The 20,420-nt window shown below is 66.7% G+C and carries 21 protein-coding genes and 3 tRNA genes; 9 read left to right on the top strand and 15 right to left on the bottom strand.

Annotated features, from left to right (window positions below; genetic code table 11):
• Positions 1-7 precede the first annotated feature (7 nt).
• From folE to tilS, 4 genes are all read right to left on the bottom strand, one after another.
• Positions 8-580: a GTP cyclohydrolase I gene (gene folE / locus MJ603_RS03195; RefSeq protein ID WP_243062208.1), complete on the bottom strand. Its 573-nt coding sequence runs from the start codon at positions 578-580 to the stop codon at positions 8-10.
• A 13-nt stretch (positions 581-593) separates the two neighbouring features.
• Entirely contained in the window at positions 594-2,606 is a 2,013-nt protein-coding gene (ftsH, locus tag MJ603_RS03190; RefSeq protein ID WP_243062207.1) for an ATP-dependent zinc metalloprotease FtsH, read from the bottom strand.
• A gap of 120 nt (positions 2,607-2,726) precedes the next feature.
• Positions 2,727-3,278, bottom strand: a complete 552-nt coding sequence (hpt, locus tag MJ603_RS03185) for a hypoxanthine phosphoribosyltransferase (protein ID WP_243062206.1) — start codon at positions 3,276-3,278, stop codon at positions 2,727-2,729.
• 35 nt (positions 3,279-3,313) lie between these two features.
• Positions 3,314-4,354 (bottom strand): tRNA lysidine(34) synthetase TilS, encoded by a 1,041-nt coding sequence (tilS, locus tag MJ603_RS03180; protein ID WP_243062205.1) that lies wholly within the window; start codon positions 4,352-4,354, stop codon positions 3,314-3,316.
• Between the two features lie 194 nt (positions 4,355-4,548).
• Between tilS and MJ603_RS03175 the strand changes: the two genes are divergently transcribed.
• A complete protein-coding gene (locus MJ603_RS03175) occupies positions 4,549-5,037 on the top strand; it encodes an inorganic diphosphatase (protein ID WP_243062204.1) in 489 nt (162 codons plus the stop codon).
• Between the two features lie 53 nt (positions 5,038-5,090).
• Here MJ603_RS03175 and MJ603_RS03170 read toward each other — a convergent pair whose 3' ends face one another.
• Both MJ603_RS03170 and MJ603_RS03165 read right to left on the bottom strand, forming a co-directional pair.
• Complete coding sequence (locus tag MJ603_RS03170) at positions 5,091-6,485, bottom strand: C40 family peptidase (protein ID WP_243062203.1); 1,395 nt, start codon at positions 6,483-6,485, stop codon at positions 5,091-5,093.
• A complete protein-coding gene (locus MJ603_RS03165) occupies positions 6,478-7,716 on the bottom strand; it encodes a M23 family metallopeptidase (RefSeq protein WP_243062202.1) in 1,239 nt (412 codons plus the stop codon). Before MJ603_RS03165 ends, MJ603_RS03170 begins: the two co-directional genes overlap by 8 nt.
• A gap of 289 nt (positions 7,717-8,005) precedes the next feature.
• On the opposite strand from MJ603_RS03165, the gene MJ603_RS03160 reads away from it, so the two are divergent.
• From MJ603_RS03160 to MJ603_RS03150, 3 genes are all read left to right on the top strand, one after another.
• A tRNA-Glu gene (locus tag MJ603_RS03160) sits at positions 8,006-8,078 on the top strand.
• A gap of 46 nt (positions 8,079-8,124) precedes the next feature.
• Positions 8,125-8,198: transfer RNA gene (locus MJ603_RS03155), tRNA-Asp, on the top strand.
• 62 nt (positions 8,199-8,260) lie between these two features.
• Positions 8,261-8,336: transfer RNA gene (locus tag MJ603_RS03150), tRNA-Phe, on the top strand.
• A gap of 188 nt (positions 8,337-8,524) precedes the next feature.
• Here MJ603_RS03150 and MJ603_RS03145 read toward each other — a convergent pair.
• The gene (locus tag MJ603_RS03145) at positions 8,525-9,145 is read right to left on the bottom strand and encodes a hypothetical protein (RefSeq protein ID WP_243062201.1); all 621 of its coding nucleotides are present in this window, start codon (positions 9,143-9,145) and stop codon (positions 8,525-8,527) included.
• Positions 9,146-9,316: 171 nt separating this feature from the next.
• On the opposite strand from MJ603_RS03145, the gene MJ603_RS03140 reads away from it, so the two are divergent.
• A complete protein-coding gene (locus tag MJ603_RS03140) occupies positions 9,317-9,892 on the top strand; it encodes a DUF805 domain-containing protein (protein ID WP_243062200.1) in 576 nt (191 codons plus the stop codon).
• A 322-nt stretch (positions 9,893-10,214) separates the two neighbouring features.
• Here the strand turns inward: MJ603_RS03140 and MJ603_RS03135 are convergent, their stop codons facing one another.
• On the bottom strand, positions 10,215-10,991 hold the full coding sequence (locus MJ603_RS03135; protein WP_243062199.1) for an alpha/beta fold hydrolase: 777 nt from the start codon (positions 10,989-10,991) through the stop codon (positions 10,215-10,217).
• Between the two features lie 224 nt (positions 10,992-11,215).
• On the opposite strand from MJ603_RS03135, the gene MJ603_RS03130 reads away from it, so the two are divergent.
• The gene (locus tag MJ603_RS03130) at positions 11,216-11,971 is read left to right on the top strand and encodes a class I SAM-dependent methyltransferase (protein ID WP_243062198.1); all 756 of its coding nucleotides are present in this window, start codon (positions 11,216-11,218) and stop codon (positions 11,969-11,971) included.
• Positions 11,972-12,004: 33 nt separating this feature from the next.
• On the opposite strand, the gene sigJ is transcribed toward MJ603_RS03130, so the two are convergent.
• Complete coding sequence (sigJ, locus tag MJ603_RS03125; RefSeq protein WP_308220559.1) at positions 12,005-12,904, bottom strand: RNA polymerase sigma factor SigJ; 900 nt, start codon at positions 12,902-12,904, stop codon at positions 12,005-12,007.
• Between the two features lie 88 nt (positions 12,905-12,992).
• Here sigJ and MJ603_RS03120 point away from each other — a divergent pair, with 88 nt between their 5' ends.
• Together MJ603_RS03120 and MJ603_RS03115 are read left to right on the top strand one after the other, a co-directional pair.
• Positions 12,993-13,418 (top strand): hypothetical protein, encoded by a 426-nt coding sequence (locus MJ603_RS03120; RefSeq protein WP_243062196.1) that lies wholly within the window; start codon positions 12,993-12,995, stop codon positions 13,416-13,418.
• A gap of 129 nt (positions 13,419-13,547) precedes the next feature.
• The gene (locus tag MJ603_RS03115; protein WP_243062195.1) at positions 13,548-14,372 is read left to right on the top strand and encodes an NAD(P)-dependent oxidoreductase; all 825 of its coding nucleotides are present in this window, start codon (positions 13,548-13,550) and stop codon (positions 14,370-14,372) included.
• Positions 14,373-14,382: 10 nt separating this feature from the next.
• Here MJ603_RS03115 and MJ603_RS03110 read toward each other — a convergent pair whose 3' ends face one another.
• Both MJ603_RS03110 and MJ603_RS03105 read right to left on the bottom strand, forming a co-directional pair.
• Positions 14,383-15,324 carry a LysM domain-containing protein gene (locus tag MJ603_RS03110; protein WP_243062194.1) on the bottom strand — a complete coding sequence of 314 codons (942 nt, stop codon included), beginning with the start codon at positions 15,322-15,324 and terminating at the stop codon, positions 14,383-14,385.
• 92 nt (positions 15,325-15,416) lie between these two features.
• Entirely contained in the window at positions 15,417-16,820 is a 1,404-nt protein-coding gene (locus tag MJ603_RS03105) for a PQQ-binding-like beta-propeller repeat protein (protein WP_243062193.1), read from the bottom strand.
• Between the two features lie 172 nt (positions 16,821-16,992).
• Between MJ603_RS03105 and MJ603_RS03100 the strand changes: the two genes are divergently transcribed.
• Positions 16,993-18,015, top strand: a complete 1,023-nt coding sequence (locus MJ603_RS03100) for a phosphatase PAP2 family protein (protein ID WP_243062192.1) — start codon at positions 16,993-16,995, stop codon at positions 18,013-18,015.
• Here the strand turns inward: MJ603_RS03100 and MJ603_RS03095 are convergent.
• Genes MJ603_RS03095 through MJ603_RS03080 form a run of 4 tightly spaced genes read right to left on the bottom strand, consistent with a single transcriptional unit; the run spans position 17,908 to position 20,399 of the window.
• Positions 17,908-18,681, bottom strand: a complete 774-nt coding sequence (locus MJ603_RS03095) for an SCO1664 family protein (protein WP_243062191.1) — start codon at positions 18,679-18,681, stop codon at positions 17,908-17,910. The two genes, MJ603_RS03100 and MJ603_RS03095, sit on opposite strands and share 108 nt — an antisense overlap.
• Positions 18,678-19,235, bottom strand: coding sequence for a DUF3090 domain-containing protein (locus MJ603_RS03090; RefSeq protein ID WP_243062190.1), 558 nt, complete (start codon positions 19,233-19,235; stop codon positions 18,678-18,680). Before MJ603_RS03090 ends, MJ603_RS03095 begins: the two co-directional genes overlap by 4 nt.
• A gap of 32 nt (positions 19,236-19,267) precedes the next feature.
• The gene (locus MJ603_RS03085; RefSeq protein WP_243062716.1) at positions 19,268-19,954 is read right to left on the bottom strand and encodes an MSMEG_4193 family putative phosphomutase; all 687 of its coding nucleotides are present in this window, start codon (positions 19,952-19,954) and stop codon (positions 19,268-19,270) included.
• 52 nt (positions 19,955-20,006) lie between these two features.
• Entirely contained in the window at positions 20,007-20,399 is a 393-nt protein-coding gene (locus MJ603_RS03080; protein WP_243062189.1) for a PPOX class F420-dependent oxidoreductase, read from the bottom strand.
• Positions 20,400-20,420: the final 21 nt, after the last annotated feature.

Below are 20,420 nucleotides of genomic sequence, written 5' to 3'. Positions count from 1 at the left end.
ATCTGCGTCACTTCACGCCCCGGCCGATCAGGGCGATGAGTTCGGCGCGCACGACCGGGTCGCTGAGCTGTCCGCGGCTGGCGATCGTGACGGTGGTGGCATCGCTCTGGCGGGCGCCGCGCGTGGTCACGCAGGCGTGGCGTGCGTCGAGCACCACGAGCACACCGCGCGGGTCGAGGCCTTGCACGATCGTGTCGGCGATCTCTTCGGTGAGGCGCTCCTGCAGTTGCGGCCGCGCGGCGAGGATCTCCACCACTTTCGGCAGCCTGCCGAGGCCGACGACCCGCTCACCGGGAAGGTAGGCCAGGTGGGCGACACCTTCGAACGGCAGCAGGTGGTGCTCGCACATCGAGCGGAAACGGATGTCGCGCAGCAGCACCGTCTCCGGATCGTTGTCGCCGAGCGGCACCGTGTCACGAAGCGGCTCGACTGCGTCGAGGCCCAGTCCGCCGAAGAACTCGTCGTATGACTCGGCGACGCGAGCCGGGGTCTTCTCGAGCCCCGGCCGCGTCACGTCTTCGCCGATGGCGGCGAGCAGTTCGGCTACGGCCGATTCGATGCGTGCGCGGTCGACGGCCACGTGGTCCTCGTGCTTACGCGGTGGCCGGGCGTGGCTTGACCTGACGCGAACGCTTCGGCTTCGACGGAGTGGGATCGGAATCGACTCCACCGTCGACGATGCCACCGTCGATCGGCGCCGTTTCGGGCTCCGGGTACGCGATCGGCGGAATTCCGGGCGAGACGCGGTTGTCGGCCGAGACCCACTCAGGGCGTTCCGGCAGCTTCTTGATGTTCGAGAAGATGTCGGCGATCTGGTGGTGGTCGAGAGTCTCCTTTTCGAGCAGCTCGCGAGCCAGGGCATCCAATATGTCGCGGTTGTCGTTGATGACCTGCCACGCCTCGTCGTGCGCTTTCTCGATCAGGGCGCGAACCTCCGCGTCGACTCGCTCGGCGATGCGCTCCGAGTAGTCGCGCTGATGACCCATGTCGCGGCCGAGGAACATCTCACCGGAGGACTGGCCGAGCTTGACCGAACCGATGTCGGCGCTCATGCCGTACTCGGTGACCATCTTGCGGGCGATGCCGGTGGCCTTCTCGATGTCGTTCGAAGCACCCGTCGTGGGGTCCTTGAAGACGACCTCTTCGGCGACGCGTCCACCCATCGCATAGGCGAGCTGGTCGAGCAGTTCGTTGCGAGTCACGGAGTACTTGTCTTCGAGCGGCATCACCATCGTGTAACCGAGGGCGCGGCCGCGCGGCAGGATCGTGATCTTCGTCACCGGATCGGTGTGGCGCATCGCCGCCGCCGCGAGCGCGTGTCCGCCCTCGTGGTACGCCGTGATCAGCTTCTCCTGGTCCTTCATCACGCGGGTGCGCTTCTGCGGGCCTGCGATCACACGGTCGACGGCCTCATCAAGGGCGCGGTTGTCGATGAGCTGTGCGTTCGAACGGGCCGTCAACAGAGCGGCCTCGTTGAGCACGTTCGCCAGGTCCGCTCCGGTGAACCCCGGGGTCTTGCGTGCAAGCACCTCGAGATCGACGCCCGCGGCCAGCGGCTTGCCACGTCCGTGCACCTCGAGGATCTTCTTGCGGCCGAGCATGTCAGGCGCGTCGACGCCGATCTGACGATCGAAGCGGCCGGGACGAAGCAGGGCGGGGTCGAGGATGTCGGGACGGTTCGTCGCCGCGATCAGGATGACGTTCGTCTTGACGTCGAAGCCATCCATCTCCACCAGCAACTGATTCAGGGTCTGCTCGCGCTCGTCGTGCCCGCCGCCCATACCCGCACCACGGTGCCGACCGACGGCGTCGATCTCGTCGACGAAGATGATGGCCGGCGCGTTCTGCTTGGCCTGGTCGAAGAGGTCGCGAACACGGCTCGCGCCGACGCCGACGAACATCTCGACGAAGTCGGAACCCGAGATGGAGTAGAACGGCACGCCCGCCTCACCCGCGACAGCGCGAGCGAGCAGCGTCTTGCCGGTTCCTGGAGGGCCGTACAGCAGAACACCCTTGGGGATCCGCGCTCCCACCGCCTGGAACTTCGCAGGCTCCTTCAGGAAGTCCTTGATCTCCTCGAGCTCTTCGATGGCCTCGTCGGAGCCGGCCACGTCGTCGAAGGTGACCTTCGGGCTCTCCTTCGAGACGAGCTTCGCCCGCGACTTGCCGAACTGCATGACCTTGTTGCCGCCGCCCTGCATACCGGAGAGCATCAGCCAGAAGAACGCGCCGATCAGGATGACGGGGAGCAGAATGCTCAACGCCGACAACCACCAGCTGGGCTGGGGAACCTGATCGTTGTAGCCCTTCGAGAGGTCGGCGCCCGAGACGGCCTTCACGATCTCGGTCCCACGCGGCGCCACGTAGTAGAACTGCACCTCTGTGCCGTTGTTGCCGTCGGCCTTCGTCAGGGTCATGTCGACGCGCTGATCGGTATCGACGATCGTCGCGGACGCGACCTTGCCCTCCTTGAGGAGCTCGAGGCCCTTTTCGGTGGTGATCCCCTTGTAGCCCGACATCGTGATGAGGCTCGAGCCGATCCACACGATGACGACCGCAAGCACGATCCACAGGATGGGGCCACGGAAGATCTTTTTCAGGTTCATGGTGCTGTCAGGGTATCGCTACCGTCCTTGAGGAAATCTGCGTGTTCGCCGACGGCGTGCTAACCCTTTGTCAGCAATCGACTGTGTGCTGGCGGCGGCGGGCTCAGCTTGCTGAGCGAGCTATTCGTAGACGTGCGGCGCGAGCACGCCCACCGAGCGCAGGTTGCGGTAGCGCTCGGCGAAGTCGAGGCCGTATCCCACGACGAAGTCGTTCGGAATCTCGAAACCGACGTATTTGACGTCGACCTCGACCTTGGCGGCATCCGGCTTGCGAAGCAGCGCGCAGATCTCGACGGATGCCGGCCCGCGCGACAGCAGGTTCTCGCGCAGCCACGACAGGGTGACGCCGGAGTCGATGATGTCCTCGACGATCAGCACATGACGGTCGGCGAGTTCCGAGTCGAGGTCCTTCAGAATGCGCACGACACCGCTCGACTTCGTGCTGGCACCGTACGAGCTCACGGCCATCCAGTCCATGTTGATCGGGATGCTCAGCGCCCGCGCCAGGTCGGCCATCACCATGACGGCGCCCTTGAGCACTCCGACGAGCAGCACGTCTTTGCCCGCGTACTCGGTGTCGATCTGGGCTGCGAGCTCCACGAGCCGCTGCTTGATCTGGTCTTCGGTGACGAGCACCTGCGTGAGGTCGCCTTCGATGTCTTCGGGCAGCATGTGGTCCATCCTCGCATGCGCCCGAGGCTGCTGGATCAGTGCTCGTGCGGCAGAACCTCGGTCGATCCCGTGGTGGAGAACACGATGTGGCTTCCCGAGCGCGCGGCCTGTATTCCACCGGGCAGATCCAGAGACTTCTGACCGTGCCAGTCGGTCACCAGCCGCGAGACCGCGAGAACATGCACCCGCTCGAGCGCGACCCCGAACTCGCTGAACACCACGAAACGGATGATCCTGTTGCGCAGTGCCGGCGGGTTCGCCTCGAGCGCGCCCACCGACACGGCGATTCCGGCTTCGGCCGGCTCGCAGAGGTCCTCGATGAGCTCCTCGATCATCTCGTCGAAAGCCTCGGCATCCTCTCGCAACTGCTCGGCCGTGCGGGCGAGCGCCTCGGCGACACCCGGACCGAGCTCGCGCTCGAGCACCGGAAGCACCTCGCGCCTCGCGCGCACGCGCGCATAAGAAGGGTCGACGTTGTGCGGGTCGTCCCACGGCGTGAGGCCAGCGTCGAGGCACGCCTGCCGAGTCGTTGCCCGACGGATGCCCAGCAACGGCCTCAGCACCGTTCCGGCCGCCTCTGCCATGCCCTGCAGGCTCGCCGCTCCCGACCCCCGCGCGAGTCCGAGCAGCACCGTCTCAGCCTGGTCGTCCAGGGTGTGCGCGAGGAGCACGTGCGTGGCGCCGGTCTCGATCATCGCCTCCGTGAACGCGGTGCGACGCGCATCCCTTGCGGCATTCTCGGGACCACCGCCGGCCGTCGCGGATGCGACGTCGACGCGCTTGACGACCACCGGATCGAGGCCGAGGGCGACCGCCTGCTCGCGCACGCGGTCCGCGGTCGCGGCTGAGGCATCCTGCAGCCCGTGGTCGACGATGATGGCTCCGGCACGGATGCCCGCCCGCGGCCCCTCGAACGCCGTCGCCGCGGCCAGCGCGAGCGAGTCCGCCCCGCCGCTGAGGCCCACCAGAACGAGATCGCCCTGAACGACTCCGGCGGCCGCGAGTGCGTCCCGTACCGCGCGGCGCACGTCCGCGATGGGAGGGGTGAGCCGCGGACGGCGGTCGGCTTCGGTCACGGCTCCACGCTAGGCCACACTGCATCGGGCGGCCATGCGCCGTTCGACGCACGTCCAGCAGGCGCTGGCGCGAGGCCGATCGGAACGTCTTCGGCCGACGGTAGATTGGTAGCGCGTGTCTGCGGCGGTGGCGCGTGCAGCCCTGCCGCGGTGGGCATCCGTCAGCATCACCCCACGAATGGAGCACCGGCAGCATGGCCGACTACGACGCAATCATCGAGATCCCGCGGGGCAGCCGCAACAAGTACGAGGTCGACCACGAGACCGGTCGCGTGTACCTCGACCGCGTGCTGTACACCAACTTCAGCTACCCCACCGATTACGGATTCTTCGAGAACACCCTCGGAGAAGACGGCGACCCGCTCGACGTGCTCGTGCTGCTCGACTACCCGCTGTTCCCGGGTGTCGGCGTGAAGGTGCGCCCGGTCGGCGTGCTGCACATGAGCGACGAGGCCGGTGGCGACGACAAGATCATCGCCGTGCAGTACAAGGACCCGCGGTGGACGTGGATTCAGGATGTCGAAGACATTCCGGAGTACACGCGCAAGGAGATCCAGCACTTCTTCGAGCACTACAAGGACCTCGAGCCCGGCAAGTGGGTCAAGGTGGATGCCTGGGGCAACGCCGCCGACGCCGACCGCATCGTGCAGGAAGCCATCACGCGGCTCGCTGAGCAGCACTGAGCTGTCCGGCCATCGGCTCGCGTCCGCCACCAGACCTTCGCACCGGCGCTGTGTCAGGCGGAAGGCCGCGCTACGTAGGGGTAGGGGCTTCCCCAGAGGGATTGCACCGCGAGCGGCTCGCCGTAATCGCGTGCGGCGATGATCTGGCCGCCGCCCAGGTAGATGGCGTCGTGGTAGAAGCCGCCGTCGTACCAGAAGATGATGTCGCCGCGCTGACGCTGGCTCAGCGGAACCAGCTGGCCGCGCGCTTGTGCCGTGTAGAACTGGGACGTGACGCTGTGGTCCCCGGTGCCGATGCCGGCCGCGAGGTACGCCATCATCACCAATCCCGAGCAGTCATAGTAGACCGGGCCCTGGCCGCCGATGTCATACGGCGCCCCGATGTGGGCGTAGGCGTAGGCAATCGCCGTCTCCACCGCGCTGCTGTTCGGTGCGCCCGCCGATCCGCCACCTCCAGACGGTGCCGATCCGCCGCCTCCGGAAGGTGCCGTGCCCCCGGCGCCCGACGAGCCGCCCGAGCCGCCAGCGCCACCAGAGCCGCCCGCTGACCCGCCGTTAGACGCCGGCGGGGCTGGCGGCGCCTTGACTACAGCAGCCTTGGCGGCCGCTGCCTCGTCGGCCTTCTTCTTGCCGACTAGGTACTGCGCAGCCTGCTGCTCCGACGTGTTCTTCAGCGACGCGAGCTGTGAGACGAGCTCACTCTGCTTGGACTGCTGCTGCGAGAGCGCGGCCTGCGCATCCGTGGCCGCAGCCTTCGCCTTGTCGAGCGCGGCACTGGCATCCGCCGTCAGCGACTTTCGCGTCTTCTCGGCCGACGCCGCCTGGGCAGCGAGGGAGTCCGCCGTGTTCTTGTCGGTGACCGCCTGCCGGTAGACGGTCGTCGACTGCTCGGTGAGCTGGCTCATCGTGCCCAGCTGGTAGAGCAGCTGGTTGGACTCGTCGACCTTGCCGCCTGAGAGCAGCAGGTTGATCGACGAGTCGCCGCCGGCCTTCGCCAGATGCGAGGCCAGCAGGCCCGCTCGCATTGCGGATGTCTTCGCCGTCTTGGCCGCAGCCTTCGACTTCGAGGTCAGGTCGCTCGCGGTCTTGGTTGCGGCATCCAGCTTGATCTTGGTGTTGAGGTAGGCCTCGGCGGCCACGTCTGCCGTCTTGTTGGCGGCATCCACAGTGGATTGCAGGTCGGCCACCAGGCCGGTGATCTTGTCGACCAGCGCCTGCTGGGCCTCGACGTTCTGCTTGGCGTGCTGAACGTCGTTCCAGCTCGGGTAGTCGTCCGCATACGCTGGCGGCGCGATGATGCCGATCGACGCGGTGATCACCCCGACCGCCGCCGCACCCATGGCGATCGGACGCATCACGATCGGGCCGGTTTTTCCGGACTGGGCCGCTGAATGCGACCGGATGCCGGTATGCGGCTTGCGCTCGAACGCGCGTTTGTTGTCAGCCAAGTGGTGCCCCCCGCTGTGACATGAACGGGATCGGGTCGATCGCGCTCCCGTTGATCCGCACCTCGAAGTGCAGATGGCACCCTGTCGAATTTCCGGTCGAACCGACCTTCGCGATCGGCTCCCCAGCCCCCACGCTCTGGCCCATTCCGACCAGGATGCCTCCGTCCACGATATGTCCGTATGCCGTAGAAGTGCCACCCCCGTTGTCGAGCAGGATGAAATTGCCGTAGCCGGCGTTCGGCCCCGTGTACGACACGACGCCCGAGTAGGCGGCGTAGATCGTGGAGTAGCACGCGGCGCCGATGTCGGCTCCCTCGTGGTACGACGAGCAGCCCGCACAGGGCGACACCCGAGCGCCGAAGCCGTCCGTGATCGGCCCGTACGCCGGCACCGCCCAGCCCTGCGGACCGACGAAACCGCCCGGCAGCCCGGCGCTGCTGTTCGCCTTCTTGGCAGCGGCAGCGCGAGCAGCGACGCCCTTCTGATAGCCGGCGACAGTCGCAGTCGTCTTGTCCTTCAGCGCCGCGACCTGGGCCTTCAGCACGACGGATTGCGCCTGCTGCGTCGTCAACGCACCCTGGGCAGCCTTCGCAGCGGCGACCGCCTTCTTGAGGGCGGCATCCGCGTCGGTGCGCAGCGTCTCGCGCTCCGTCCGGGCAGTGTTCGCCTGATCGCTCATCGCCTTCGCGGTGTTGCGTGCCTGCTCGGCCTGCTCGTAGATGCCGCTGGTGTTCTCGACCAGCTTCGATGCTGAGCCGAGGTGGTCGAGCAACTTGTCGGCATCCGCTGAGCTCTTGGATCCGCTCAGGAACAGGTTCGCCGTGAGGTCGCCGCCGCCGGAGCGGTAGAGCTCGGCGGCGAGGCGTCCCGCCTGCGTTGTGGCGTCATCCGCCTTCTTCTTCAGGCCGGATGCCTGCGACTGCAGCTCCCGCGCCTTCACGTCGGCGAGGTCGAACTTCTGCTGAGCGACGTTGAACTCTTCGCCCGCTTTGACCGAAGCGGCCTTGGTCTGCTCCACCTGGGACTGGAGGTTGGCGATCAGCCCCTGGATCTTCGTCACCTCCGCCTGAGCCGCCGACTGATTCGCCTTGGCGTTCTGCACGTCCTGCCAGCTGGGGTACGCGTCGGCGTACGCGGGCTGCGCGATGCCGCCGCAGAGCGCCGCGATCAGGATGCCCGTGAGCACGGCTCCGAGGCGCACGCGCCGTCGCTTTCGGGGGTCTCGCGTCATGGTTCGCTTCCTCGGATGGCCGCGCGGCTGCCGGTCGACGTGCTCGGAACTCGTGCCACCGTAACGCCCGCCCGTCCGGGATTCCGGGCCATTCGGGGCTCGTCGCGGGATTCGGCGCGGAGAGGGGGCGCCACGAATCAGGACATACGCGCGGCCATCCCCATAGCCCGCTCGAGACGTCGCCTGTCCTGAATCGTGGCGCGAGACCGCGACGTACCGACCCGGTTTGGCAATCGGCGAGGGTTCCTTTAGGCTTTACCCTCGGTAGTCAGGCGCCGTGAGCGTGGACGGCCCCATCGTTTAGTGGCCTAGGACGCCGCCCTTTCACGGCGGTAGCACGGGTTCGAATCCCGTTGGGGTCACAGCCGGAGCCGCGAGCATGACTACACTTATAACTGAAAATATCAAGGCCCTGTAGCGCAGTTGGTTAGCGTGCCGCCCTGTCACGGCGGAGGTCGCGGGTTCAAGTCCCGTCAGGGTCGCGGTGGAGAAGCCCTTCTATATGGAGGGCTTCTTTTCCAGTAGGCATCCATCAGGATGCCTCGGCTCTGTAGCTCAGTTGGTAGAGCGTTCGACTGAAAATCGAAAGGTCACCGGATCGATGCCGGTCGGAGCCACCACCGAAACCCCCGGTCATCCGGGGGTTTTCTCGTTTTCCAAGGAGGCTCCCGAACCTGGGAATGACTACTCTTGCCCGCACTTTGCCCACATCTGCAGCAGCCGCTCCGGCATCGAGTGCGGTAGCCACTGATTCAAGGTCGTCATCGAAAAGGTCAGCGTAGACATTCAAAGTCATCGATGTGTGAGGTCACCACTGCTCGTTGATGGCCTTGGTACGGGCCCGGATGCTGGTTAGCTGGCCGTGGACTGCATACGACAGGCCCGTGATCATGACGAGCCAGGGGCCGAGGTATCCGAGGATGCTGCTCACCGGATTCCAGAGAACGAAGAGGGACGGGATCGACAGCAGGTAGCAGCATCCGACAGCGAAGAGCGTCCATCGTGCGACCCCGTGGAGTGCTCCCGCTTGGATCGCGAAGATTCCGGCTGCAAGCGTCGCCAAGGCGAAGGCAATGACGAGGACCGCATTGATCACAACCACAACGGGCATGACGGTCCCGGTCGCATTGAAAGCCGCCAACGAGATCCAACCGAACACCGCCAGGACGAGATTGCGAGCCCCGAACAGGATCACAGCGGTAACACCCCATCCAGAACGGCCGGCGATTCCGGGTTCGTGGTGCGAACCCATCCCGAGGATCACCGCCGCCGCACAGATCAGGATGTTCGCGGTCGCCTGCCACACACCGGCCGCAACGACGTGCGGAAACGGGACACCAGCGAGTATCCACAGAATCCCACCCAACGCGAGACCAGCACCGCCCCACAGCGTCGCCGTCCGACTCGTATTCGCGCTCCACGAGGCCACGACCGCACACTCCTCACACGTCCACGCTGACATCTGACGATATCGCCGCCAACGATCCGCACGCCAGGGGATCGGCTTATGCACGCTTCATCGAGGGTCTGCACGAGTTTCCCTTCTCCGATATCGTGTGCTCACGTTGCCCGCCATCAGCACCGCATTCCGGAGGCGAAGATGCCCGACTACTCCCTGGCCCAGCCTCCGTCAGTGCCGCCGCTCGGAACCCGGCCTACCGGGGCGCCGCCGCTGGATCAGCCGTACTACGGGGCACCTTTCGGTGCAGCGTTCAAGCGGTTCTGGCAGAAGTACGCCATATTCACCGGTCGCGCCAGCCGTGCCGAGTTCTGGTGGTGGGCGCTGACCTACTTCGGCATCAACGTTCTCGCGAGCATCGTCATGGCCAGCGCCGGTGCACTAGCTGGTGGCGGCGCTCCGCTGGTGATCGTCGTCTGCCAGACGGTCTGGACCGCAGCGACAATCCTTCCCTTCGCAGCCCTGACCTGGAGACGCCTGCACGACTCAAACCACCACGGCTGGTGGGCGCTGCCCTTCCTCGTACTTGCCGGACTTCAGTCAGCGTTGAATGCCTTCGGCGTCCAGTCCGTGGTGAGCACCGCTACATCTGGCGGCGATCCCGCAGCGATCACCGTTTCGGTTACTACCGGCATCCTCGGCCTCGCCTTCGGAGTGCTGATCCTCGTCCTGACCCTGAGGCCACCGAACGCAGCAGGACACCGATTCGATAAGTAACACGACGAACCGCTGCGGACTCGATGACCTTCGAGGCTGGCCTGTCGGTGCGAGTGATCGATGGCACGGAACTATGAGTCATTCCAGGTCGGTGACGGCAACCGCGAGATCATCGTTTAGTTCGCTCACTCGCACTTGTCACCTGAGCGACGCTCACAAGCGGATCCGCCGGCGACCGTTTGCCAACCTGGGACGCTTGCGCTGCGATGTCGGTCCTGTTTGCATTCAGGGACTCGAATCGGCGGAGGTTGAATGAGGTGTCGCCACCCTGCGTCCGTGCTTACTGCGGCCGTTGCGACGGAATGCCGGTGCCGCAGCGCAGTCAGTACGTGGGAACGTTCCAGTCGGGGGGAGGCTGCGGGTCGTCGACGCCGAGAAATGAGACGATCAACGGATTGACGAGGTCTGGACGGGCGATTGGGAGAGTGTGGTCGCCGGGGAGCACCGCGAGGCGCGCATGCGAAAGTGCCGAGACTACGGCGAGGGAGTGCTCGACACTGACCTCGTCTCTGTCGCCCTGTACCACGAGAGTCGGGCTAGTGATCCCGTGCAGAGTGTGCAGTTGAATCTCGGGCTCCGAGCCAAACATGCGCAGCATCTTGGCGTGCACTACCGCGAAGTGTTCAGGGCCATCCGGAGAGACGGAATCGTATCCCTGGCGCAGGAACGCGATCACTTCTGATGTGCCGAGGAGCGCGACGATATCTCCTCCGGCAACCTTTCCGGAGGAGTTGTAGTACTGACCGATCAGGACCATCCGGGCCACGAGGTCAGGGCGACGCTGGGCCACAAGCAGCGCCACCACCGCCCCGTCGCTCCATCCAACGAGGTGCGCCGGAGTGCCGACCTCCTGCTCGAGGTAAGCAACCGTATCGTCGGCCATCGCCGAGTACGTGATCGGGCCCTCGACATCCGGTGTGTGGGCGTGCCCGCGTCGCTCGGGGACATGGACTCTATATCCGGCCTCGACCAATGCTGGAACCTGCCGTGAATACGACGATGCACCCACGAATCCGCCGTGCAGTAAGACGACGGGGTCGCCCACCCCGGAGACCTCATGCCAGACCCGCCGACCCGCCACCTCGACATATCCCCTCACGCCGAAATGGTAGTTCCCTCCGAGGGAGATTCGACGCACGCAGAAGGATCCCGCTACGTGTTCCTTGGGACACCTACGACAATCCGTACGCTGGCTGATTTCCGAAGATGCCGCGATCAACGGCGCAGCCCCACCGCGCACAGTCTCGCGTCGACTGGTGTTTCAGGACATGGATGCCGTGACCGTCGATTGCATCGTTCGAACACTCGAGCCAGGATGACTCTGTGGTCGATCAGCAGCAGGTCTGGGATACCGAAGCAGCGCAGAGCTACGACACCCCTGGTACCGGCATGTTCAGCCCGGACATCCTCGGCCCGACGGTCCAGGTGCTGAAGGGACTGGCCGGCGGTGGGCGCGCCGTCGAGTTCGCGATCGGAACCGGGCGGGTGGCCATTCCGCTGACCGAATCCGGCGTCGGGGTGAGCGGAATCGAGTTGTCCCGTGCCATGCTCTCGCGACTTCGCGAGAAGGTCGGCGACGACCGGATCCCCGTCGTCCTCGGCGACATGGCGTCCGCCAACGCCGGAACAGACTTCGCGTTGGCGTACCTCGTGTTCAACACCATCTCCAACCTGCTGACGCAAGACGAGCAGGTCGAGTGCTTCGTCAACGCCGCCCGCCATTTACGGCCTGGCGGATGCTTCGTGATCGAGCTCTGGGTGCCGCAATTGCGCGCGCTGCCGCCGGGACACGGGGGCACGGTCGAAGTCAGCGAGCCGGGCTACATCCTCGTGGACACTGTGGACACTCTCCATCAACAGGTGGTCTCGCACCACTTCCGCTTCCAAGCCGACATCGAAGGTGGGCGTCGGGCAGAGGTCTTCCGCTCACCCCACCGCTACATCTGGCCGAGCGAACTCGACCTCATGGGGCGCATTGCCGGCTTCCACCTCGAGTCCCGTTGGGCGGACTGGAACCGGACTCCTTTCACAGCCGAGTCCAGCAGCCACGTCTCGGTCTACCGCCTCGGTGGGCAATAGGCGTCCGCCTACGGAGCAATCCCGATCGAGGCGTCACGTCCAGAGGGTGAGCTTGTCGGGATTGAGGACCATGCGCACATTCGCGATCCGGCCCGCGATCACCTCGAGCGTGACGACGCCCATGATGCGCCCTTCGTCCCACAGGGCGAAGCCGAGCCCGTCCGGGGTACCCTGCTCGATCACATCCGCCTGGGGATTCTTCGCGAGGACTCCCATCAGGAAGCGGATGACCTTCTCGGCCCCGTAGATCGGGTTGCGTGCCGCCGTGACGATGCCGCCGCCGTCGGAGCGCAGCACGACATCCGGATCGAGGACGGCGACCAGGCCCGCGAGGTCGCCGTCCCTTGCCGCGGCGGCGAAGGCCTGCACGACCCGATCGTGTTCGGCTCGCGGGACCTGGCGGGCCCTGGCCTGCTGCACACGACGCCGCGCCGCAGACGCGAGCTGCCGGCAGGCCGCAGGGGTTCGTCCGACGACTTCCGCGATCTCGTCGAATGGCAGGGCGAACACGTCATGCAGGACGAAGGCGACTCGTTCGGCCGGGGTCATGGATTCGAGCACCACGAGAAGCGCGGTGCTGATCGACTCGTCGAGTGTGACCCGATCCAGGGGGTCGTCTGGGCCGGAGCCCGCCTCTGCGAACGCCGAGATGGGGACGGGCTCGGGGAGCCACTGGCCGACGTAGCGTTCGCGCCGCATCCGAGCGGAATCGAGGACGGTCAAGCAGACACGGCTGGCAGCTCGGGTCAACCATGCCCTGGGGACATGGATCGCGTCCCGCTCGGCCTGGCTCATCCGGTACCAGCGGATGTAGGTCTCCTGCACCGCGTCCTCCGCTTCGGCGACGGTGCCGAGCATCCGGTAGGCGAGCGCGAGCAGATGCCGGCGCTCGCCCAGCACTTCGGCATCGAGATCGTGATCGTGATCGGTCATCATGGCCTCCTCTGATCAGGACGGGACGGTGAATGGAAACGTCAGGCATTCGCCTCACAAATGCATCGACCATCGGGTCCTGAGAGATATGAACACACCTCTGCGGCGCATCCTTCTCGCGCTCACCTTGATTCTGGCGCTCTACACCGGCGTCTGGGCCGAGTTCCTCCCCCGGCCGTTCTACAACTTCTTTCCCGGCTTCGGGCTCAACTTCGTCAGCGTCGACGGTCCATACAACGAGCATCTCGTCCGGGATGTCGGCAGCTTCTATCTCGGTCTCGCAGCCATCACGCTCGTCGGGCTGCTGGCTCGCACCGCGCTTCCCGGCCGGATCGCAGGAGTCGGCTGGGGTGTCTTCGGAGTCCTGCACTTCGGGTACCACGTCCTGCATCCCGAGGGGACGACGGCGGATTACGTCACCGAGATCATCGCTCTCGTCATCAGCGCCGCGCTCGGCATCATCCTCGCACTGCCCAGCCGACCGCGCGTCACAGCGTCTGAGGTGGCACCATGAGGATCGCGGTCGCTGGGGGCGACGCACAACGTTTTTCACCAGGATGGAGCTGAACGCCTCACATCCCAGAGACCTGCTCGGTCTTGGCTGACGAGGGGACCGAATGCGTCCCGAGAAAGCAGCGAACAGATGCGCATCTTCCTGGCCGGCGGGTCCGGCGTGATAGGCAGCCGGCTCATTCCGGAGTTGACGGCTCGCGGCCACGACGTGGTCGCGACGACGCGACGGGAGGAGAACCTGCCGCGTCTGGCCGAGTTCGGCGCTCGAGGCGTCATCGTCGACGTGTACGACGCGAACGCGCTCGCAGAGGTCGTGGCCGACTCAGCCCCGGATCTCGTCCTGCACGAACTGACCGACCTGAGCATGGCCGACACCGAGGCCAACGCTCGTCTGCGCCGCGACGGAACGGCGAACCTGGTCGCGGCCGCCACCGCGGCGGGGGTCGAACGGATGATCGTGCAGAGCATCGCCTGGATCTTCCCCGACGGCGAGGCGCCGGCCACCGAAGACGACCCGATCATCCCCGGCTCGGCCGTCGAAGGAATGGAGCAGGCCGTTCTCGGTCTGCCGCACGCCACTGTGCTGCGATACGGGATGCTCTACGGCCCCGGCACCTGGTACGCGCCCGGCGCGCGCATCGCAGCCGCCGTGACCGCGGGCTTGGTACCGGCGACACCGGCGATCACGTCGTTCGCGCACATCGATGACGTGGTCGCCGCAACCGTGCAGTCGATCGACTGGCCTGACGGGATCTACCACATCGTCGACGACGAACCGGCGGCGGGGACGACCTGGCTGCCGATCTACGCAGCGGGGCTGGGTGCTCCGGCACCTCAGCAGGCACCACTCCCCGAGGGAGCGCCGACGGGCCGTGCCATCTCGAACGCGAAAGCCAAAGCGGCAGGGATGTCGCTCATCCACCCGACGTGGCGCCAGGGCTTCCCGAAGGTGTAACGGGCGGGCGTCAGAGGCTGTCGGGGTCCAGATTGAGCGTCGTGCCCTCGTAGAGGTACTGCTGGTCGCCGAAGACCTGCAGGTTCGCGTTCAGCCAGATGAGGTCTTCGACGGAGATGCCGAAACGTTCGGCGACCACGGCCGTCAGATCGCCTGGGGCGATCAGGTAGCTCTTCGGCGCACCGCTTGGCGTGGTCGCCGTGACCTTGCCGGCGGCATACGTTCGCGCACCATGGTCGACCGGGTGCACGTTCGACTGACGAACAGGGATGGACCAGTTCACCGAGTTCACGGCGAGCACCTTGTTCGGTCCGAGCTCGACTGGGACACCATTGTCGGAGGCCACTGACGAATAGGTCACCAGGGCGCTCAGGTAGGAGGGCTGATCCTCTGACCCGAGTGACGCGGTCGACGACGTCGGCGTTGTCGTCGGACCGCCGAGCACATGGTCACCCACTCCGTGATAGGTCAGCCCGTCGCCGACGGCGGGCGGGATGTCCAGCAGCGTCACCGAGACCGGCACAGGCACCGTCGAGGTGAAATTCGAGTACTGGGCGGAGTAGCTGTTGTCACCGTTGGCGACCACCCGATAGTTGAAGTGGATACTCCCCTTCGGCGAGGCGACGCTGCCCTGCGCAACGACGGTTCCCGCCGGCACCGGGGTCAGCGTCGGGCTCGGCACCGGGCTGCTCACCGGGCCCGCGGTCGCGGCGTGCGACAACGCCGGGTCGGGAGCGGCGGATGCCGTCGGCCGTTTGGCAGGCGCCGTGGTGTGAGGAGCGTGACTGTGTGCCGCATGGGCGCTGGCGTTCTCGGCCGAAACGCATCCGGCGAGCGCGGCCGTCACGGTCACTGCGATGGCGAGTGCTGCGAGTGTGCGCCGACGCGACGGCCGGATCTTCGCTGCGGTTCCACCGCGAGTCTCTCGGCGCCGCGGAACCCTGATCTGCATGCGCATCCTTCCAAGCTGATCAGACCCTAGCGGTCTACCCGTCGGCGCGGAATACACCGAAGGGAACAGAGCCCATCAGCCGCCGAATGCGATCACGCCTGAGGCGGTGCCGAGGAACAGCATCCCGCCGGCGAAGGACGGCGTCGCGAAGTTGGGCAGCGCCCCCGTGTCCAGTTGCTGAACCGGCGAGCCCCGTTGGTGGAGAACTCGCTGAGGCCGCCGCCAGGGTACGAGGACGCCCAGACCGTGCCGCCGACGACGATGGGAGCGCCGTTCGCGCCGGCGAGTACGGGACCGAGCGTGCGGGCGCCGACGTCGATGATCTGGATCCCACCGCCCCGGCACGGCACGAACAGATGCTGCGTCGCCGGGTCGTAGGCCGGCCCGCCGTCGGGGTCGCTGCCGCACACGCCGCTGATCTCGGCGACGCGTGAGAGATCGGATGCTTGCAGCAGGTATCCGTTGTCGGTCTTGCCGACCGCGAAGACGAGACCACCGGGCAGGAGCACCGGATTGCCGGTCGCGAGGTCCTCGTCGCCGCCCGCCGCCGGGTCCTTGTACGAGGCGAGCACCTGAAGGGTGGGCGACAGCTTCACGACGCTCTCGGTCTGCTCGAGCGGGTCCAGGCCGGGCGGGAACGGGTTCGCGTTGCCGGTCGTGACGTAGACGCTGCCGTCAGGTCCGATCGCGGGTGCACCGCCGGAGAGCCAGATCGCGCCGCCCTGGCCGTCGCGTGCCACCTCGAAGCTCACGAGGCTGCCGGCCTGGGTCTCGGACGCACCGACGAGCCAGCCGTGGTACTCGCCGCAGTCCCCGTAGTTGCCGCCGTAGCCGATGTAGACACGCCCGTTGGCCACCGCGAGGCCGGGGCGTTGCAACAGGTTGATGGTCTGCTCACCGGCGGGCAACGGTGGATCGACGCTCTCACTGAGCAGGGGATGCCCTGTGGCGATGGCCAACCCGACGAGGTTGTGATGCACGGCGCCATCGCTGCCGACCACCTCGCCGACGGCGAAGACCTCCGCGCGAGCCGCGTCGATCGCGAGCGTCGAAGTGATGCCGAGCGGATCGATGTTGCCGCATCCGGCACGCTGAGCGACGTTCGTGAGGGGTGTTCCGAGGTGATAGGCCCACAGGCGGCGACCGGTGGTCCGATCGAGCGCGACCACGTCATCCGACTCGGTGCCGACGATCACGGTGTCACCGAACACGACGGGCTCGCCGTAGACGGCAGAGCTGAGATCGGCCCGCCACGCTTGCTTGGCCGAGGCCGGCGCGGTGCCCGAGACGGATGCCGTGCGTGCCTGGTCGGAGTGGTACGACGACCAGAGCGTGGCAGGGATCGTCGGCGTGGGTGCCGGCGTGGCCGTCGCGGTGCGGGTCGCCGGCGCCCGCGGCGATGACGATGTGACCTCTGGCACGGCCGTGGTGCACGCCGCGAGCAGGAGCACAGCACCGCAAAGAACGCCGGCGCGAAGCATCCACTGTGCACGCATGGCTTCAGTCTCCGCTTTTGAGAGCCTCCCGTCATGATCTGGTGCCATCGACGTCTCTTTCAGTGGAGACACCCCGAGTCTCCCCTCTCCCCGTCGAGGGGTGGTGCCCTGCCCCAGTGAGGGACGTGGGTGGGGCACCAAGGCGGTCCGGTAGAGTTCTCGCTTCACGCACATGTCGGGCCTGGGGCGAAGGCGCACTCCACGTCTTGCGACGGCCCCCGGAATCGAGGTCATCTTGGTCGACGCCACGTCGCGCCGCGCCAAAACGGTGCGATTGTCGGTAGCGGGCCTCTTGATTCTCGGGTTTCTCGTTCTGTATGCGATCTCGAATCTGACGGCCATCGGGCAATGGGCAGAGAATTCGTTGCTCGGCGGATACGAGACGCAAACGCTGGTGTGGTTTCCCTACGACTACCTGCAGTTCCCTCCGTTCGAGCACGGCGGCGAGACGGTCGTGGCCGGCCTTGCCATCGCCGTGTTGATCGCAGCGGTGCAACGGCGGTGGCGGGATCTCGCGATCGTCGCTATCGCGACTCCGGTCGCCGTGCTGGCGACCCAGGCCTTCAAGGACGTCGCGGGGCGGCCGCGGCTGGTCGTCTCCCCCGATGTCGATCCGAGCTATCCGAGCGGACATTTCGCCGTCGCCGCCGCCGTGACGCTCGCCCTTCTGATCGTCGTGCCACGCACCTGGCTCCGCTGGTGCGCCCCGCTGCTCCTCGCCTGGACAGTGATGATCGGGGCGGGAGTGCTATCGATGGGCTGGCACAGGTCGAGCGATGTCATGGGTGGCGCCCTGCTCGTATCAGCGGTGTTCCTGATCGTCGGCGCACTGCTCGCGAGCGGGCGAGGACGCATCCGACCGCGTCGGCTCTGGTCCATTCCGGCAGCGATCGCCATCGCGTCTGTGCTCGTCGTGGTCGCCGTCGCGAGCGCCTGGAAGCCGATGCTCTGGACCGTCCCCATTTTTGCGATCGTGTCATTGCTGTCGACAGCGCTGGTGGGCCGGACGGCGTTTCAGCTGTGCGGTAAGACCCCTACCGACGATGTCTCCGATGCCGAGGGAAGCGACACGACCGCATCCGACCGCTCAGAACAGCGGCCAGGGCATCGCGGGCATGTCGCCGCTCGGGCCGGGGAATCGGCCGCGAGCGAGCATCCGATCGCAGCGTGCGGCAAAGGCGTCCAGCTCGTCTGAGCTCAGTAACGCGGCGAGCGCGGCGCCGAGGTCGCCGGCGATGCCCGACCGAACCCGGCGGATGCCGTCGAGCTCGTCGGCCTCGAGACCGTCGCCCTCCCAGCCCCAGAGCACCGTGCGCAGCTTGTGCTCGACGTGGAACGTGAGCCCGTGGTCGACGCCGAAGCGATGGCCATCCGGCATGGCGAGGATGTGCCCGGCCTTGCGATCGGCATTGTTCACGATGACGTCGAAGACCGCCATGCGGCGCAGCACGGCCGAGTCCTCGTGAATGAGCGCCACCGGCCGCTCACGTTCGTCGATTCCCTCGAACACGAGGCGCCACCCGCCGTGTGGAATGGCATCCGCGGGAACGACGTCGACGGCATCCTGTTCGGCGTCGACGTCGTGCCAGACCTGCACCATGCCGGGACCGAGCGGCCCGTCGCGCAGCCAGGTGCGCGGCACGATGTTCCAGCCCAGCGCCTGCGACACGAGGTACGCGGCGACCTCCCGGTTCGCAAGGTCGCCGTCCGGAAAGTCCCAGAGCGGCCGCTCCCCTTCCGAGGGCTTGTAGACGACGCGGATGCCGTCGATGCTCGCGAGGAACGTCTCGTTCGACGCGACCTCGATGCGTCCGATCAGTTCGAGGTCGCCGTGTTCGAGGTCCGCGCTCGGCGTCGTCACAGCTCGTCGGAGGTGGTGCACACGTGGCCGTCCGGGTCCAGTGGCTGACCACAGAGCGGGCATGTCGGACGCCCCGCACCCACCACCGCGCGCGTGGCCTGCACGAAGGCGCGGGCAGTGCCGACGGGCATCCGCACCTGCAGCGCTTCTTCTGGTTCGAGCTCGTCGACGTCGATCGAGTCCGGGTCGACGTCGTCGTCGATCTCGGGGAACGAATACGCCTGGATGACGATCTGCGCCGTCGACGGATCCCAGCCGAGCCCCAACGTTCCCGTGCGGAACTGCTCCTCGACGGGCTCGAGCGGATCGGTGTCGACCAGCTCAGGGGGCGCGTCGACGGGAATGCGCAGCGCGTTGCGATCTTCGGTCATCAGCTGGTTGAGGATCTGCTCGATCTTGTCCGCGAGCGCCGCCGACTGCTCTATCTCGACACGCACACTGATCAGCCGGGACCCTTCGCGCGTCTGCAGGTAGAACGTGCGCGATCCCGGGCGGCCGATCGTGCCGACGACGACGCGATCCGGCCAATCGAATCCGTGGACGACCGTGGGCATGGGCTTCATCTTAAGAGCCCGGCCCCGAACCTTCAGTGAGTGTCTGCGCCGCCGCCGACCGGGGCATCCGTCTGCGGGGTGCTTCGTCCCAACCACGAGAGGTCGCCGGCGTCCGTGTTGGTGACGAGCACTTCGGGGTGGCCCGTGCCGTATCGCACGATCGAGACGGATGCCGGCCCGACGTAGATGCGCTGGAACAGGTCGAGGTGCATGCCGAGCGCATCGGCCAGGATCGACTTGATCAGGTCGCCGTGGCTCACCGCCGCCCATACCGCGCCCGGTCCATGTTGGGCTGTCAGCGCCTCATCGTGCCGTCGGATGGCCGCGACGGCCCGCGCCTGCATGCCCGCCATGGACTCGCCGCCCGGAAAAACGACGGATGCCGGATTCCGCTGCACCTGCGCCCACAACGACTCGCGCGCGAGCTCGCTCAGCGGGCGCCCTTGCCAGTCGCCGTAGTCGCACTCGGTGATGCCGCGCTCGATGGAGAGGCCGGGCGCGTCCTGCTGCCTGGCGAGGATGGCACGGGATGTCTCGCGACAGCGCTCGAGCGGGCTCGAGACAACGCGCACGAGTGGCACGGCGGCGAGGCGCTCGGCCATCCGCTCCGTCTGCGCCCGGCCCGTCGCTTCGAGTGCGACGCCCGGGGAACGACCTGCCAGGATGCCGCGTGCGTTGGCAGCGGTGCGCCCGTGCCGTACGAGGATCACCGTGCCCATGATGGCAAGCGTAGGCATCCGCGCCCCCTCGTGCGGCGCAGGGTTACCTGCATCAGCCGCCGAATGCGCTGACCCGGTCGGCGTCGATGGTCAGGATGACGCGCACCTGGTCGCGACCGCCGTACCAGGCGTACGGCCGCCCGCTGTACTTCATCGACAACGCGTCGATGTGCTCCGCGGCTCCCTCGTAGCCCAGCGAGGCACGACCACGAATCTGGTAGTAGCGACGCGGATTCTCGGGATCACTCACGGTCACCGCCACACGGGGATCCCGGCGGATGTTGCGCACCTTCAGGTGCGTGTCGACGCTGTTGATCACCACGTGCTCACCATCGGTGTCGACCCAGACCTGGGTCAGCTGCGGCGACCCGTCTTTCATCAGCGTCGCGATGTAGCAGGTGCTGGCCGATTGCAGCAGGCGGAGAAGGTCGTCAGGAAGGTTCACGGGCTCACCCTAATGACGTCG

The organism is Humibacter sp. RRB41, from assembly GCF_022761015.1.
Lineage (GTDB): Bacteria > Actinomycetota > Actinomycetes > Actinomycetales > Microbacteriaceae > Humibacter.
This window is presented reverse-complemented; position numbering and strand designations above follow the sequence as displayed.